The following is a 17,131-nucleotide window of genomic DNA, read 5'->3' as shown; positions in this document are numbered from 1 at the left end:
AATTTTCTGAAGGCTCAAAGACAAAGCCGTTTGGATTAAAAATTCTGAATTTCAAAGATAAAAAAATATCCTGTAAATTTCCGTTTGTCTGATATTATATCCGGATTTCGAATAGATTATCTCTTTAAAGAATTGAACTTTCAATATGGTAAAAATGTTTCGAGGATTGTCCTGGGGCTACTAAAACAAAAAGCTTCAGATATCTCCGAAGCTTTTGTTACATTATATTAAATTACTAAAATGAAACCATTTCTTTTACCTCCTTATAATCAATCTTACCATTTTGAGATAAAGGCAGCTCATTTATTTTCTTCACTTTTATAGTTGCCGGATGAAGCTTAACCTGTTCAGAAAGTATCTTTTTGATTTCAAGTTCATTAAGATCATCATATAAATATGCTACAATCAGGCTTTTATCATCTTCACCCAGACAAAGAAACTTAGTTCCGGCAAAATTATTCTGCAGGATCTGCTCAATTTCATCTAAACTGATCCTTGTCCCAAACAGCTTTATAAAACGCTGACTTCTTCCGGTGATGTAAAAAAATCCATCTTTATCTTTTTTGGCAATGTCTCCTGTATGCAACACTTCTAAAGGAGAATACTCCAATAAATCTTCTTTTACAGTTGCGTAACCGCCCGATACGTTTGGACCAGAATACAAAAGTTCTCCGGAGACCGGATCAATTTCCATTTTTCCACCCTTAATGGGTTTCCCAATCGAACCTGCTTTCTCAATAAGATATTCAGGTTCTAAATAGGACATTCTTGCCGTAGCTTCTGTTTGCCCATACATCGTATAAAAGGAAAGGTCATTTTTTAAAGCATAATTTCCAAACTCAATTAATGCTGACGGATTCAGTCTGCCACCTGCCTGACTTAAGTATCGCAAAGAAGGATATTCTTTTTTCAAAAAACCAATTCGTTGCAGCATTTCATATACATAGGGTACACCTGCCAAAGAGGTATATTGATATCGCTCCCATTCTTCCCAAAATTCCTTTTGCATAATGGTTGTATCAGAACATACTATCGTACCTCCTGATATAGAATTAGTAGTAAATACCGAGAATCCATAAGAATAAAACAAAGGCAGGTTTAACGGGCAGACATCGAAATTTTTAACCGGCAGGTAATCCAGAATAGACAAAGCATTGCTTACTATATTTTGTTCTGACAATTTCACAAATTTTGGTGAACCTGTACTTCCGGAAGTACTGAGCAACAATTTGATTGAAGGATTTACCACAGTTTTCACTGCTTTGTCCTGAACAAAACAAGTATGGGCTGCCCCTAATGCTTTAGCCGAATAGGCATCAATTTTTATTCGGGTTGCATCATAAATGTGATAGGGGTTATAATGCTGTTCGAGATATTCTTTATGAATGACATTCAAAGACGGGCTAAGCAATGCAATGGTAAAATCTGATCTTATAAAATTTAAGAGCAATTCAACCGACTGAATCTTATTGTCCAGATAAAGAAAAGCCAGTCCTCCTCCACCGATAATATCCAAAGATTCATGGAAATCCAAAACTGAATTGGCTTTGTCTTTTACAGGATCTATATAAAGCAAGTTTTTATTACCGAGTATTAATTCGTAAAGTTGTTTTGTTTCTGACATATCGATTGTTTAAAAAGCAATTTGAAACTTCCCCAGAACTTCTTTGATATTTTTAAAACTGTTCATTTCAAGAATATCTTCGGTTTCAACTACGATGTCAAAAGAATTTTCGATCTCTTTTACCAGAAATAAATGTGACATAGAGTCCCATTCTACAATTTCCAGATAACTTAAATCTTCATGTACATCATCAATAGAAATAGAAAGCCCCTCTGAAAAAGCTTGTTTTAGTTTATGTAAATTATTCATAATTATTTTAAGTATAAAAATTTATTGTTATTAAAAATTTAATCAGTTTTTTACAACTCAACCGTTTTCCATTTTCCGGTTCTGAAAACAAGGATACAGCTGGCTGCTAATACAATTTCTGAAATCAGGATTGCTGTAAATATCCCTTTTGGCCCCCATTCATAATAAATTCCAAGCAGATACGACAAGGGAAGCTGAATAATAAAAAACATTAGAATGTAAAGCATCGTTACTGTATTGACATTTCCGGCTGCATTTAACGAGCGGGAAATTACCATCGTATAACCAAAGAAAAAGTAAGCAATTGCCATGTACTGCAGATAAGTGGATGCATAGAACAGAATTTCGTCTTCGTGCGTGAAAAAGCTGGCCAGAGATCCGGCATAAAACAACAGGAAGATAGCAATCAGTCCAAGGAAACACATATTGAACACTCCTGTTTTCCATACAGAAGCTTCTGCCCTTTCCGGCTGTTTTGCCCCCAGGTTCTGTCCGGTTAGTACTCCGGCAGCATTTGCAATTCCGTATGCCGGCAAGACACTAAACATGATGATGCGATTGGCGATGATATAACCTGCCAATACATTTTCGCCCAGTTTTGCAACAATTACAATCATTAAAAATCTGCTCGAAGAAGGCACCAGGTTTTGAATCATTCCTGCGGTAGCCAGTTTTAAGATACGTTTCATTAAGGCAGGAACCATTAACAACTCCTGCCTTCCTATACTAATTCTGGTATTTTTTTTAAAAAGGTACCACAACTGATACGCTACACTGGAAATATTTGCAATAACCATCGCTACGGCTGCTCCCAATAAACCCAGCTTAGGAAATGGCCCTAGGCCAAAAATCAGTACCGCACACAGTACCCCATTCAAAACATTAGAAAATGCTAGTGTCCGCATCGCCATCGAGGCATCCCCGGAACCCCGAAAAACGCCATTAATCATAATTCGCATAATCATAAAAATCAACCCTGCGAACATGGTTTTAGAAAATACATTTCCATAATTTACCAAATGATCCGATCCTCCGGCAAAATGCATAATATCCTGACTGAAAACTACTGCCAGAGAACTGCATATTACAGAAAGAAAAATGCCTAAATAAATAACCTGCATTGCAGTTTGTCCGGCATCTCGGTGCTTTTGCTCTCCTATTCTTCTTGAAATCAGTGCTGTTGCTGCAATGCTTAAACCCATTGCTACAGATTGAATAAGAATAATTACAGAATTGGTAATTCCTACGACAGTAATGGCATTTTCGCCAAGACTGCTTACAAAAAGAAGGTCTACCAATACGAATAAGGATTCCATACTAAGTTCCAGCATGGTAGGAACTGACAATAAAAAGGTGGCCCTGTTTACATTTCCTGATGTGAAATTTTTTTCTGTACCCTGCAAAGCAATTCTGAACAGGGCAAATATTGAACGAATTTTTATTAACACAATTAGTTGTTTTACAAAGGAAGATTAAAATTCATTTTTTGTTCTGCAAGGATATCTTCAGCGCTAAAAGACTGAAATGCAATTTTCTTTTCTACCAAATACACTTCTCTGCCTGAAATCTGATTAATGATTTGCGAATTTCGGTAAGCTCCCATTCCCAAATCAGGTGTTGAAATTCCATGAGTGTGCAACTCTGCATTCTGAACAAAAATCTCTTCTTCTGAATGATCAATAGTATAATTTCTACGAACATCATAATTGCCATCAGCCAGCCTTCTAATCCTGTTTAGGATTCCATTTAGAAAATCAGGTTCTACATATTTATAACCAGTTGCCAGAATCACATAATCTGTTTCTATTTCAAAAGGTTTGTTTTCTTCTACCTGTGAAAGGCTCAAGAGATACGACTGATCTTCACTTCTGCTGATATCAATTAGTTTGCTATTCGCCATTAAGGCCACCTTTAAATTCGGATCATCAAGTTCCATAGCATACAGGCTGTTGTGAATCTGGTTAATGAGTTCATAATTTATACCCTTAAATAAAATATTCTGTTTAGCCAGCACAGTCTTTCTTTGATCTTCGGGTAATGTATGGAAATAATCAATGTACTCCGGAGAAGTCAGTTCGAGTGTAAGCTTTGTATGATTTTCTAAAGGAAAAAAACGTTCAGAGCGGGTAAACCAATTGAGTCGCAATCCCTTTTTAACTTCGGGCAATAAGTCCTGAAATACTTCTGCAGCACTTTGGCCCGAGCCAATAATTGTTACTGATTTATCTCCATTGAGCTGGTCTTTATGATACAGATATTTAGAGGTATGGATCACTCTGTCAAAACGTTTTTGTGCAATTTCTGCCGGAACATATGGATTTGTTCCTGTACCCAATACCAATTTACGTGTATACCAGATACTGTAATTATCCGATTTGGTATCTCTTACAGTAACGGTATAAATACCATCCTCATAATCTACGGCCATTACCTTTTTTCCAAAAAAACAATTGTCTAACTGTGCTGTCACCCAACGGCAATAATTATTGTATTCTTTTCTGAAAACAAAAAAACTTTCCCTTATATAAAATTTATAAATTTTACCTGTTTCTTTCATATAATTCAGGAAACTGTAAGGACTTGTAGGATCTGCCATCGTTACAAGATCTGCCATAAAAGGAACCTGAAGCGTGACTTCATCCAGCATCAGTCCGGGATGCCAATTGAATTCATCTGACTGGTCAAAGAAAACAGTTTCTAATTCATCTACAGGTTTTACTAGTGCTGCTAAGCCTAAATTAAATGGACCGATACCAATACCAATTAGGTCGTATATTTTGTGTTCTTTCATTTTATATTTTTTAAAAATTTGTATTGATTAGCTCCTTACTTTCAGGAAATTTTTCGAGATACCATTCTCTAATGCAGAAATTCAAATAGGCTTTTTTATGGGGCATTTCGATAATATGCTGCAACTTAAAACCTACATGAACCTTATTCATTAAAGCTGCCAAAGACTCGACAGATCCTTCTCCAACCATTCTGTTTACCTGTGGCTGGCTAAACATCCATTCTACAATACTTCTGGTTATGAGTGCCGGAAATTTCTTTGTCTTGTCTGTTGTAGCAATAAAGAGATGAGTGCCATAATCTGAAGGCAGCACTTCATAATAATCTCCCAGTACATCATTAGTAGCCCAGTAAATTTCAAAATTGAATATCGCTTCTCCGTTAATTTCGCCGATGTAGCTATGCGAAAACCTGCCAGGCAAAAGTGTTCTGTAAAACAATTCCAGTTCAGCAATTGGCCAGTCCATTTTCCATATCGTTTTGGCATGATCCTTATGAAACCACTCGCAAACCATCTCCAGATCGCGATCCAGGTCAAAAGGCCGAAAACTAATTTGTACTTTTTCCTGTTTAAAATATTTACTAAATACTTCTCTCTTAATTTGAGGAAGAAGTAAATCGGGAGAGAAAAAAGCATAATGCAGCATATTTTGAACCTGTCGGTCATATGCTGTAAAATGACTAAAGAAAGTTCCCTTTATTTTACTCTTTCTCTGATCAAGAATGGCTTTAAACTCCTCTCCTTTTTGACTGAACTGATCGTAAATAAAGTTAAGCGAAAGATGTTCTTCCATTAATTCCTTCTGCCCCAATATCCCAACAATCACAAATAAATCTTCCAGTTGGCTCTGTACATTTTCAGAAATATCAAAATTTTCAAGATGTTTTTGCAAATAACTGGTAATAGATGAAGGAAGGTGATCCAATAAAAGATCAGAAAAGTAAACCTCTTTCATTATATACTCCTGAGCAATTTGTTCAAGAGCTGCAATTGCTTGTTTTACTCCTGATTCGATATCAATCGATTGCCATTCGGGATAATTTTTCGTTCCTTCTTTAAATGCCAGTTCAAAAAAAGAAGACAGGTCTAATTCTTTCACCTCATCATTGCGTCTGTTTCTTTGAATCAGCTTCGGCTTAAAAAGATGATTTCCTGTTGCACTGTAATAAACTACAGGAACATATACCTCTATTTCTTCTGTATTAAAATCAATTCTGAGATGAAGGTCAGAACCTGAGTTTTCTAAAGCATGTTTTACAACCTGATCATATTTTGGGAGTCCCATATACGGACTCCAGTTAGTAAACTCCCGGCAATAAAGACGCAGTAAAATAGAGAAAGTCAAATCTTTATTTTCAGCATTGATTGGGTTAGTTATTAAGGTAGGCTGCTCCATATGTTTTGATCAGATTTAAAATTTTATGAATATCCTGAAGAGTTGTTAGCGGATTTAAGATGGTAAATTTCAAATAGTAATTTCCATCTACCTTTGTACTTGCGACCAGTACTTCGCCTGTATGAAACATTTTCTTTTTAATAAATTCATTAAGGGCACAGACATTCCCGGGAGAAACTCCAATGGATTTATAGCGGAATACCAAAATACTGATATCAGAATCACTTAATAATTCCAGCATCGGATCAGCTTTAATTACAGATGCAGCTTCTTTAGCAGTAGCAATTACCGTATCAATATATTCTCCTAATTTTTCCCTTCCCATCAACCTTAGCGTGAACCAGAGTTTTAGTGCATCAAATCTTCTGGTACTTTGCGTAATTGACTTATTGATCTGGGCAGGATAAGCTTCATAATTTTCCTCTTTAGGGTTTAAATAATCCGCATGATGCCTGATAATTTCAAGCAGTTTTTTATCTCTTACAATAAAAGCACTGCTGCTGATTGGCTGAAAGAAAGATTTGTGATAATCAATAGTTACAGAATGCGCTAATTCTATTCCGTTTAACAGGTATTTATGTTTATCTGTTAACAGTAATCCGCATCCATATGCTGCATCGACATGCATCCAAAGCTTGTGTTTTTCAGCTAAAAAACCGATTTTGTTTAATGGGTCTACATTACCAAAATCTGTTGTTCCGGCAGTAGCTATAATTGCTATTGGAATATTTCCTGATTCAAGTTCCTTCTGGATTGCCAGTTCCAGTGCATCTATATCCATTCTGAACCTGCTGTCTGTTTTTACCTGTATGATACTGCGTTCTCCCAGTCCCATTAATGACGCATTTTTCTGGTTGCTGAAATGAGATTTATCAGAAACAAAAATTCTAAATTTGGCATATTCTGCAGGATTTCCATCCAATTTGATATTATGCCCAAGACGATCCAGGGCAAAGTAATCTCTGGCAAGCAAAAGCCCCATCAGATTACTTTGAGAACCGCCGCCTGTAAAAACGCCATCAGCCTCCGGACCAAAGCCAATTTGTTCAGCAGTCCAGTCTATTAATCGACGCTCCATTAGTGTTCCGCCCGCACTTTGATCCCAGGTATCCTGCGAAGAATTAATTGCACTAATCAATACTTCGGCAGCCAATGCCGGAATTACTACCGGACAATTTAAATGTGCAATGTAGCTTGGCAAATGAAAGGCTGTCGCATGATCTACATAAAGTTCTTTTACTTCAGCAAACATTTCGTCATAACTGTTTAATGGAGTATCGAATTTTATTTGCTTAAACTGCGCACCTAACTCTGCAGGTGTAATACCACTAAATGGTTTTTGTTGATTTTCTAAAAAACTCATAACCAATTCTTTTGCCTGATCTACTGCATCACGGTAAGCATCTGCAGTTTTTTCATAAAAAATATCCTGAAAAGGGGGTGTTTCAATAATAGCAGAGAACTCTTCTCTTTCTGTTGAGTTTGTATAAGATATGTTTTCCATAGTTTTAAAATGATTTGATTTTAGACATTTAAGACTGGTTTGTTAAATAAACCAGGAAACTTTTTTATCAATTGATGTTCTTCTTTTTGTTACAGAAAGCGCTGGGCTATCAGGATATCCAATAAAAAAAAGCCCTAAAGACTGTTCATGATCTTCTAAACCAAAAGTCCTGACATATTCTACTGCACTACCGCCAGTTGCCCAATAAGATCCTAAATTGTAGGAGGTGGCACTAATAGCCATGTTTTGTACTGCACAGGATACTGCCGCCAATTCCTCCCATTCCGGAATATCGACACTCCTGCTTTTTGAAAGAATCACTCCAATCATGCAAGCCGCATTAAGGGGATATTCTTTTAAATAATTGTACTTAGCTGCTTTTTTTTGGGCATCAGGAATGTCTTCGTACAGATGCTTGTAATAATCAGCCATGAAGTCTCCGTATTTGCTCAGTTGACTACCCGAAAGGACAATAAATCTCCAGGGTTCTGTCATTTTATGCGTAGGTGCCCAGGTTGCGTTGATCAGAATCTCTTTCAATACCTCATCGGGAAGACTTTCTCCTGTATAAGAATCAGCATAAATACTTTTCCTAAAACGGATTATTCGGGTTATAGCCTCAGAATCAGAACAAATTTTAGTTTTTTCCATAATTATCAAAAAGATTTAAATAACATCAACAGATTTGTTAAGTGCGAAAATATTTATAAAAAATTTTGTTATTTAAAATTATTATAAATAGCTTTGTGCGGTGAGCGAGTTATTTATATTTAGAACAAATAAGAATAGCAAATATATGTAGTCTTTTTCATAAAACAAAATATATTTTAATGCGATTTTATTACCAAATAAAAAGTTAACCTATTTAATTAACCTTAATTATTTACCTAAAAAGTAAATAGCTTTAATTAATCTATCAAATTATGATAACTAAAATCACCCCCTCAAAACCACCAACAAAACCACTCATTGTTGATGTATCACCAGTTGAACGCGCTATAATAAAAAGTTCTGCTTTGTATCTTCAAAATGAGTATGGAGATTATGAGTCTCCGGATTATATATCAAATCTCCATCTAAATGCTTATCATTTACTACCCGAAAGAATTGCAAGTTTGCTTAGTAATCTTAGTACAGACTTTTCTGAGGAACAATATGGCGCTATCGTTTTTAAAGGATTAGTCGATGTTGATCAGGAAGCTTTAGGTCCAACACCTACCTCGTGGAAAGAAACGGATAAGAGTAAACTGAACTTATACGGTTTTATTTCTTCATTGCTTCATGGTGCTGTTCCCTCAAAACCGGTTCAATATTATGTTCAGCGAAAAGGAGGAGGAAGTTTGCACGCCATTATTCCGGAAGAAAACATGTCCTTTTCTCAAACTGGCGCAGGCTCCAGAACCGATTTATTTGTACATACCGAAGATGCTTTTTTATATAATCCTGCTGATTTTCTTAGTTTTTTATACCTGCGAAATGAAGAACAGGTAAATTCAACTTTATACTCTGTACGATCACACGGAGAAACAGATGAATTAATGGAAGAACTTTTCAAAGAGATATATAAATGTCCAAAAGATGCCAATTTTGAAATCGAAGACGCTTTAGCATCAGAGCTAACGACTTCTGTTTTGTACGGAAACAGGTTAAGACCTTTTATCCGTTTTGATGCAGCAGAACAAATTTATAATGAACAAGCCGGCCAAAGTCCTGAAGCTTTAGAGATTCTAAAAAAATTCTGGGAGAAAGCCAAAACCCTTATTTATGATGAATTCATTCCTAATGCAGGTGATCTCGTTTTTGTAAACAATCATTTATGTGCACATGGCAGAACTGCTTTCAGAGCCGGTATCAGAGAAGTAAACGGAGAAAGTGTCAAGTGCGAAAGACGCCAAATGCTGCGTATGATGAGTAAAAGCAGCCTGATTCACGTTCAGGATGTTGCTCACCCCGAGAACCCTTATCTGATTATGGAAGATCACTATGGAAAAGTTAATCTTATCAATTAAAACATCACCAAATGAAAAAACAATTTGAAATACAAGAATATAAAAACAATCAGCTGAATCCCGAACTTGCCATATCGCATCTTCAGCCTGAAATCTGGGAAAAAGTAAACAGACTCCAGGTTAGAAAAATGCTATGTGAATTTTCACATGAATTGCTTCTAAGTCCTCAATTGAAAAGAATTCATGGCATATGGGGACTTTACAGCCTTACCACTTCTAATGGACAAACAGAATATCAATTTCTGGCCAGAATACTAGCATTAGACCATTGGCATATTGATAACAATTCTATTACCAAAATCATAAACAAACAGACTGAACCCCTGGATGCAATTGCTTTTTTGCTTGAATTTACCAAAGAGTTAGGGTTTACGGATTTAAACCTTCCTACCTATCTGGAAGAGGTAATAAGCTGTTTGTATGGCAGTGCTTATATGCACACCAACAGCCAGCTCACATCTAAAGATTTAACCAAAGCAAGTTACGCAGATGTGGAACATGCCATGATTGCCGGGCACCCCTGTTTTATTGCCAACAGCGCCAGAATAGGTTTTGATGCCGTAGATTATCAAAATTACAGTCCGGAAGCAGCTGCTCCGCTTTCGCTGGTATGGGTTGCGGGCCATAAAAATCATACTGAATTTACCAGTATAGACCCGCTTACTTATCGTGAGGTAATGCAACAGGAATTAGATTCAGAAACTAAAGCTTCATTTGATTTAGTTCTAAATGAAAAAGGGCTTGATCCAGAACAATATATCTATTTTCCTATTCATCCATGGCAATGGCATAATAAACTGGTTTACTTATTTGCTCCTGATATCGCTGCATCAAAATTGGTATGCCTGGGAAATAGTAAAGATCAATACATGCCGCAACAATCTGTTCGTACCTTTTTTAATGTAAGCCATACCGGCAGATTTTATGTAAAATCGGCTTTATCGATCCTGAATATGGGCTTTATGAGAGGGCTTTCCCCTTATTTTATGCGAACAACTCCTCCAATAAATGAATGGGTTGCGAACACAGTTGAGAATGATGCTTACCTGCAGAAAAAAGGCTTTACGATACTGAAAGAAATTGCAACTGTAGGCTATACGAATGGATATATTGAAGAAGCTATAAAAGTTGACTCTCCTTATAAAAAAATGCTGTCTACACTTTGGAGAGAAAGCCCAATGGACAAAATAGCTCCAGGAGAGCGTATAATGACAATGGCATCTCTGCTTCATATAGATACAAAAGGAACATCTCTTTTATCAGAATTAATAAAGAATTCACCTTTAGACACAAAAGAATGGCTGAATAGTTATTTACAATGTTACCTAAGTCCGCTTTTACATTGTTTTTATTATCATGATATGCGTTTTATGCCGCATGGAGAAAACTTGATTTTAGTATTCCGGGACAATGTACCGGTTAGAGCAATTATGAAGGATATTGGAGAAGAAGTAGCCGTTGTAAATCAGCAAAAGGAATTGCCTGAAATTGTAAAAAGAATTATCATCCCGGTACCTGAAGACCTTAAAATTTTATCCATTTTCACTCAGATATTTGATTCTTTCTTTCGTTACCTGAATCATGTACTGGTAGAACACATCAATTTACCAGAGGAAGATTTTTGGAGCCTGGTAGCAGAATGCATTACCGAATACCAGTCTGAATATCCTGAACTGGAAGATAAATTCAGAAAGTATGATTTGTTTGCTACAGAAATTATTAAAACCTGTTCTAACAGACTGCAAATGCAAAACAGCCAAAAGATGATTGATGGAAGTGATCCGTTCAGGAATCAAAAATTTGCAGGCTTTTTAAAAAATCCTCTTTCTGTTTATCAGGCAAAATTAATCTAGCTATCCTTAATAACTATCATATACTATAAACAATGAATATAGATACTCAGGTTTCACCAATAGAAGCCTCAACACATTTAGAAAAATCAGTTTGGAATAAAATAAACCGTTTACATATCAGGAAAATACTTGCCGAATTCTCTCATGAACGTCTTGTATTTCCTAAACTAATTGAAAACAAGGACGACTGGGGCATTTATCAGCTTAGCAGTTCAGATGAGAGAAATATTTATCAATTTAATGCAAAAATACTGGCTCTTAACCATTGGTATATTGATACGGAATCTATTGAAAAAATTGTTGATGGAACACCTTCTCCTTTAGATTCGCTCAGTTTTATCATTGAATTTAAGATGGAACTGGGAATCCCAGAGGCATCATTACCCGTTTATATGGAAGAGGTATGCAGTACATTAGCCGGAAGTGCCTACATGAATTATTATGGCAAGCCAAACTCAAAAGAGCTGTTAAAAGCAGACTATCAGCAAACGGAGTCTTCAATGACGGGCCATCCGCGTTTCATTGCCAATAACGGAAGAATTGGCTTTGATTCCAGCGATTACAGGCAATATGCTCCTGAAACAGCTGAACCATTTTCACTAGTATGGCTTGCCGGCCACCGCTCAACTGCTGTGTTTACTGCTGTCCCAAATCTGGATTATCAAAAAGTAATGCTGCAGGAACTGGGAGAACAAACCTTAAAAAACTTTAATAATCAACTTATTCAAAGAGGTTTGAATCCTGAAGATTATTTTTTTATTCCGGTTCATCCATGGCAATGGTTTAATAAATTATCCAATATATTTTCTGCAGATATTGCTACTAACCGATTGGTCTGTTTAGGCTATAATGAAGATAAATACCAGCCTCAACAATCGATCCGTACTTTTTATAATATTAGCAATCCTGAAAAGTTTTATGTTAAAACAGCCCTTTCTGTCCTTAATATGGGTTATGTACGTGGTTTGTCTCCTAAATTTATGTTGACTAACCCGCCTATTAACGAATGGATCTATAATTTGGTAGAGGAAGATAATTACCTCAAATCAAAAGGGTTTATCATTCTAAGGGAAATAGCAAGCGTAAGTTTTGCGCATCAATACTATGAAACTGCGATTGCAAACGATACTCCTTACAAAAAAATGCTTGCCTGCTTATGGAGAGAAAGCCCTGCCGAAAAAATTAGTGGTAATCAGCGTTTAATTACTATGGCCGCATTGTTACATATCGACAATGAAGGCAAAGCTTACCTTCCTGAGCTAATAAAAGCATCTGGCCTATCAATTTCAAATTGGCTAAAACAATACTTCAGCTGTTATCTGAGTCCTTTACTTCATTGCTTTTATAAGTGGGATATGGTCTTTATGCCTCATGGAGAAAACCTAATCCTAATCCTGGAAGATCATAAAGTAGTGAATGCTATTATGAAAGATATAGGTGAAGAAGTTTCTTTACTAAATACCTCCTTACAAGTTCCGGATGCAGCGTTGAGACTTAAAGTTGATGTTCCCGAAGACCGTAAAACACTGCCTTTATTTACGCAGGTATTTGATTCAATATTCAGGTTTATATCGGCAATACTTGTAGAACATGCTGATTTTCCTGAAGATCAATTCTGGAAACTGGTAGCAGAATGCATCCAGGATTACCAATCTGAAAATCCTGAATTCAGTGAATCTTTTCAGAAATTTGATCTTTTTGTGACCGAATTCAGTCCGGATGCATTAAATAAATTACAACTGAATAATAACAGGCAATTACGAAATCGTGCCAATCCTTTTCAGGATCTGCCCTACATAGGAATTGTAGAAAATCCAATAACCCCTTTTGCTATTAATTAAATACTAAAAGCTACAATTGGTGCAAAGTCTATTTTATTCCTGCTTTCCTCAGTAACCTGAAGCAGCCTGAATACAAAAGAATATTTCAGAAAAACTAATGCCTTTATTTATGGCATTAGTTTTTTTTAAGGGAACATAATATCATATTTCACAACTTCTAAGAAAAATGTTTTACTCTTATTAAGAATAAATAAAAATAATATATACTTTTTCAATTCTGTTATGTATTTTTGCAGAAATTTAACAACCTATATATGAATTATTTTACATCACTAAACAAGTGTCTTCTTACATTGTTATGTTCGACTTTGCTTTTGTTATTTTCCATACATACACAAGCACAAAATCAATCAGGAATTATTAAAGGGCAAATTTTGACTGAAGACGGGAAAAATGTCCAATTCGGTACTGTTAATATCAATGGAAAATATAGTATAAAAGCAAATAAGGAAGGTGCCTACAAATTTGAAAATCTTATAGCAGGATCTTATACTCTTACAGCAAACATTACAGGTTTAGCATCAGAAACAAGGACGGTAAATCTGAATCCAGGAGAAGAATTAGTTTTGGATTTTACATTTGCCGCGAATGCAGAATCGCTTAATGAGGTTCTTGTGGTTGGAAATAAATATGCTATTACTTCCAGAAAGAACAGCGAATATATCTCAAGACTTCCAATCAAAAATCTTGAAAACTCACAAGTTTACAGTGTGGTTGACAAAGAATTGATTAAAGAGCAAATGGCTTTGACACTTGAAGAATCCTTTAGAAATGTTCCGGGAGCTGCACCTGCAAAAACGGGAGCGGGAATGCCATCTTTTTTTTCAAGAGGTTTTCAGACCAGTGAGAATTTCCGTAATGGAATGGCAACCTATCTGCGTACAGGTATTGATCTGGCTTCTGTTGAGCGTGTAGAAACTTACAAAGGACCAAGTTCGACACTTTTTGGAGCGCAAATGACCTCATTTGGAGGACTCGTTAATTATGTCAGCAAGAAACCGTATGACCATTTTGGCGGAGAGTTAGGTTACACAACAGGAAGCTGGGACCTAAATCGTATGACATTAGACCTGAATACTCCAATTAAAGACGCCGAAGGCCTTTTAGTTAGACTTAATGTAGCCCGTCAGACCGAAAACACTTTTCAGGATCAGGGGAACAATGCCACATTGCTTATTGCGCCGAGTATCACCTATCAGGTATCAGATCGCTTAAAATTTACTCTAAATGCAGATTTCTTTAGTGCCAAAGGAGTAGTTGCCGGAGGATGGACTACCGCTGCTAACTTAGGGATAAAGAGTTTCGAAGATCTTAATCTGGATTATCGTCAGTCACTCAATGATAATTCTTTGGTCAGCGAGCAGCGTTCTACTAACATATTACTGGATGCAGAATACAAGATCTCTGACCAATGGACTTCACAGTCGAGATATGCTTATGGCGGCGGATCGTACGATGATCTTTATATTTTTGACTTTATCTGGCAGAATGATAACACTGTTGACCGAGTACTTAGAGCATTTACTGATGAAAAAACAGCCAGAAGAAACTTTCAGCAAAATTTTACAGGAGATTTTAAAATTGGTAATTTACGTAACCGCCTTGTTGTTGGTGTTGATTATTTATCCAGCTACAGACTAACCAGATATGACGGACTTGGTTATGGAGCTAAAGTATTCGAACCAGCAAAACTGGATAATCTTCCGGGTACACCTGTAATTCGTTTAGAAGATGTTCTGTCAGTTTTAGCTGACAGAAATACCGGACAAAATAAAACAAAAGAAACAACCTACAGCGCTTATGCTTCTGATGTTTTAAATGTAACTGATCAACTTTTAATAATGGCAAGTTTACGTGTTGATCGTTATATTGGCGATGGAACAACAAATACACTTACCCGTGCCACTACAGGTAATTATAACCAGACGGCATTTTCTCCTAAGCTGGGTTTTGTCTACCAGATTTTGAAAGATAAAGTATCCGTTTTCAGCAATTACCTGAATGGTTTTAAAAACGTAGGAAACAGAATTCAGCCAAATGGAGAAGTATCTGTTTTTAAACCTCAGCAAGCTACACAGCTTGAAGGTGGTGTAAAGGTTGATTTATCAGATAAATTTAATGCAACCATCAGTTATTATGAGATTGATGTAACAAATAGTACTATGAATCAGGTAATAAATGGTGTCAACTTTTTTGTACAGGATGGAACTCAAAAAAGCAAAGGACTTGAGGTAGAAATTATTGGAAGGCCATTTTCCGGATTCAACTACGTAGCCAGCTATGGTTATAACGAGAATGAATTTACCAAATCAAATCCAAACATATTAGGAAAAAGAGCACCCGGTACTCCTAAAAATGTAGTAAATCTTTGGGCAAGTTACACCATTATCAATGGAAAAGCGCAAGGATTAGGACTTGGAGTAGGCAATTCGTATGTTTCGGATGCATTCTTAGACAGTGCAAACAATTTTACACTTTCTTCTTATAATCTTCTTGATGCAACTCTTTTTTACAACCGTCCGAGGTATAGAATTGGTATCAAAGCCAATAATATTCTGGATGAAAAATATTGGGTAAGTGACGGTTTTTATGCACGTCCGCAAAAGCCAAGCAATTTTATGATCAATTTTACTTATAAATTTTAATTTATAAATTTTAATTTATAAATGAACAATCAGAGCACTTTCAAAACCTATAGGACATTACTGGGTATAGTTATGGCTTTTGCTATTCTTGATCATACCCGTTTGTTTTTCCATTACTGGAACACTAACCCGGCAGATCTGGATCATACCACGTGGCCCTTATTTTTTACCCGATTTATATCTCATTATTTTGCCCCGGCAGTTTTTTTTATAACTGGCATGGAATTATTTCATATTATGGGTAAAAAAACAAAGACACAAAACGTATGGTATCTATTCAGTTTAGGAAGTGCTCTGATTCTCATTGAAATATTTATAAACAATTTCCTGTATACCTTTGATATCTATTATCGTACTATTGGTGTTTTCATTATTGGGTCATTAGGTTTATGCATGTTCTGTATGGCAGGTTTTCAATACTGCAGCAGAACTTTCATTTTAGTAATCAGTTTGTCCATTATCGCAGGTCATCACTTACTGGATTCAATTCAATTTGAAGGACATTCAATGAAGGCTGTCTTATGGTATTTGCTGCATCAGCAAAAATATATTCCACTCGGGCAAAATATGTATATTATAAATTACACAATCTTGCCCTGGCTTGGGATAATATTATCAGGTTATTTCTTTGGATTTTATTACAAACCAGAGAGCTCTGCCGTAATTCGTAAAAAAATATTATTATACTCCGGCTGGATTTCTATATGCCTGTTTTTTTTACTCCGCAGCATTAATGATTATGGAGAATCGAATCCCTGGAAAATCGAAGTCTCAACTGCCAAAACCATTTTATCGTTCTTCAATCTAACAAAATATCCTGCTTCTTTAGATTATCTGGCCATTACACTCGGTCCTATTTTACTGTTTTTAGCTTATGCCGAAAATTGGAAAAATCCAATTGCCGATTTCTTTTCTATGTTGGGAAAATTTCCTCTGTTTACATACCTATTTAGTACATTTCTAATTCATTTTACAGCTATGGCCTGGTTGGTTGTTGATGGAAAACCATTCCAAATGATGGTCATTACCCCAGATTCCTATAGTGATAAAAGTCCATTACTCAATTATGGTCATTCATTAGCGGCAGTCTATCTTTTATCGGGAGTATTTATTCTGATTTGTTATTTTATGACTAAAAAAATAAACTTCTTCAGGTTTGATTTTTTAAATAAAGCCAAATCCCATAAAACCATTAAACGATCTTAAAAGGGATTGAAAA

The 17,131-nt window shown here is 35.9% G+C and carries 12 protein-coding genes; 5 read left to right on the top strand and 7 right to left on the bottom strand.

The features are described 5' to 3' along the window. Window positions 1-235 precede the first annotated feature (235 nt). The 7 genes from JE46_RS00315 to JE46_RS00285 are packed head-to-tail and all read right to left on the bottom strand — an operon-like array spanning window position 236 to window position 8,215. The gene (locus JE46_RS00315) at window positions 236-1,624 is read right to left on the bottom strand and encodes an AMP-binding protein (RefSeq protein WP_031453252.1); all 1,389 of its coding nucleotides are present in this window, start codon (window positions 1,622-1,624) and stop codon (window positions 236-238) included. Window positions 1,625-1,633: 9 nt separating this feature from the next. Beyond that, complete coding sequence (locus JE46_RS00310) at window positions 1,634-1,873, bottom strand: acyl carrier protein (protein WP_031453251.1); 240 nt, start codon at window positions 1,871-1,873, stop codon at window positions 1,634-1,636. Between the two features lie 50 nt (window positions 1,874-1,923). Further along, window positions 1,924-3,321 (bottom strand): MATE family efflux transporter, encoded by a 1,398-nt coding sequence (locus tag JE46_RS00305; protein WP_236010684.1) that lies wholly within the window; start codon window positions 3,319-3,321, stop codon window positions 1,924-1,926. An 11-nt stretch (window positions 3,322-3,332) separates the two neighbouring features. Beyond that, the gene (locus JE46_RS00300) at window positions 3,333-4,664 is read right to left on the bottom strand and encodes a lysine N(6)-hydroxylase/L-ornithine N(5)-oxygenase family protein (protein ID WP_031453249.1); all 1,332 of its coding nucleotides are present in this window, start codon (window positions 4,662-4,664) and stop codon (window positions 3,333-3,335) included. Between the two features lie 10 nt (window positions 4,665-4,674). Continuing rightward, window positions 4,675-6,060: a GNAT family N-acetyltransferase gene (locus tag JE46_RS00295; RefSeq protein ID WP_031453248.1), complete on the bottom strand. Its 1,386-nt coding sequence runs from the start codon at window positions 6,058-6,060 to the stop codon at window positions 4,675-4,677. Next, complete coding sequence (locus tag JE46_RS00290; protein WP_031453247.1) at window positions 6,035-7,564, bottom strand: pyridoxal phosphate-dependent decarboxylase family protein; 1,530 nt, start codon at window positions 7,562-7,564, stop codon at window positions 6,035-6,037. Before JE46_RS00290 ends, JE46_RS00295 begins: the two co-directional genes overlap by 26 nt. A 42-nt stretch (window positions 7,565-7,606) precedes the next feature. Next, window positions 7,607-8,215 carry a nitroreductase family protein gene (locus JE46_RS00285; RefSeq protein ID WP_031453246.1) on the bottom strand — a complete coding sequence of 203 codons (609 nt, stop codon included), beginning with the start codon at window positions 8,213-8,215 and terminating at the stop codon, window positions 7,607-7,609. Between the two features lie 272 nt (window positions 8,216-8,487). Between JE46_RS00285 and JE46_RS00280 the strand changes: the two genes are divergently transcribed. From JE46_RS00280 to JE46_RS00260, 5 genes are all read left to right on the top strand, one after another. Beyond that, entirely contained in the window at window positions 8,488-9,573 is a 1,086-nt protein-coding gene (locus tag JE46_RS00280; protein WP_051872761.1) for a Fe(II)-2OG oxygenase family protein, read from the top strand. Window positions 9,574-9,584: 11 nt separating this feature from the next. Next, entirely contained in the window at window positions 9,585-11,426 is a 1,842-nt protein-coding gene (locus JE46_RS00275) for an IucA/IucC family protein (protein ID WP_051872760.1), read from the top strand. Between the two features lie 32 nt (window positions 11,427-11,458). Next, window positions 11,459-13,267 carry an IucA/IucC family protein gene (locus JE46_RS00270; RefSeq protein WP_031453243.1) on the top strand — a complete coding sequence of 603 codons (1,809 nt, stop codon included), beginning with the start codon at window positions 11,459-11,461 and terminating at the stop codon, window positions 13,265-13,267. 254 nt (window positions 13,268-13,521) lie between these two features. After that, a complete protein-coding gene (locus JE46_RS00265; protein WP_051872759.1) occupies window positions 13,522-15,912 on the top strand; it encodes a TonB-dependent receptor in 2,391 nt (796 codons plus the stop codon). Window positions 15,913-15,933: 21 nt separating this feature from the next. Next, window positions 15,934-17,118: a DUF1624 domain-containing protein gene (locus JE46_RS00260; RefSeq protein ID WP_051872758.1), complete on the top strand. Its 1,185-nt coding sequence runs from the start codon at window positions 15,934-15,936 to the stop codon at window positions 17,116-17,118. Window positions 17,119-17,131 lie beyond the last annotated feature (13 nt).

This window comes from Flavobacterium chungangense LMG 26729 (genome assembly GCF_000735715.2).
Lineage (GTDB): Bacteria > Bacteroidota > Bacteroidia > Flavobacteriales > Flavobacteriaceae > Flavobacterium > Flavobacterium chungangense.
This window is presented reverse-complemented; position numbering and strand designations above follow the sequence as displayed.

Excerpts from the sequence above, each read along its gene's own strand:
- JE46_RS00285 (WP_031453246.1), bottom strand. The coding sequence starts at position 8,215 with ATGGAAAAAACTAAAATTTGTTCTGATTCTGAGGCTATAACCCGAATA.
- JE46_RS00270 (WP_031453243.1), top strand. The coding sequence starts at position 11,459 with ATGAATATAGATACTCAGGTTTCACCAATAGAAGCCTCAACACATTTA.
- JE46_RS00310 (WP_031453251.1), bottom strand. The coding sequence starts at position 1,873 with ATGAATAATTTACATAAACTAAAACAAGCTTTTTCAGAGGGGCTTTCT.
- JE46_RS00275 (WP_051872760.1), top strand. The coding sequence starts at position 9,585 with ATGAAAAAACAATTTGAAATACAAGAATATAAAAACAATCAGCTGAAT.
- JE46_RS00315 (WP_031453252.1), bottom strand. The coding sequence starts at position 1,624 with ATGTCAGAAACAAAACAACTTTACGAATTAATACTCGGTAATAAAAAC.
- JE46_RS00265 (WP_051872759.1), top strand. The coding sequence starts at position 13,522 with ATGAATTATTTTACATCACTAAACAAGTGTCTTCTTACATTGTTATGT.
- JE46_RS00290 (WP_031453247.1), bottom strand. The coding sequence starts at position 7,564 with ATGGAAAACATATCTTATACAAACTCAACAGAAAGAGAAGAGTTCTCT.
- JE46_RS00295 (WP_031453248.1), bottom strand. The coding sequence starts at position 6,060 with ATGGAGCAGCCTACCTTAATAACTAACCCAATCAATGCTGAAAATAAA.
- JE46_RS00280 (WP_051872761.1), top strand. The coding sequence starts at position 8,488 with ATGATAACTAAAATCACCCCCTCAAAACCACCAACAAAACCACTCATT.
- JE46_RS00260 (WP_051872758.1), top strand. The coding sequence starts at position 15,934 with ATGAACAATCAGAGCACTTTCAAAACCTATAGGACATTACTGGGTATA.
- JE46_RS00300 (WP_031453249.1), bottom strand. The coding sequence starts at position 4,664 with ATGAAAGAACACAAAATATACGACCTAATTGGTATTGGTATCGGTCCA.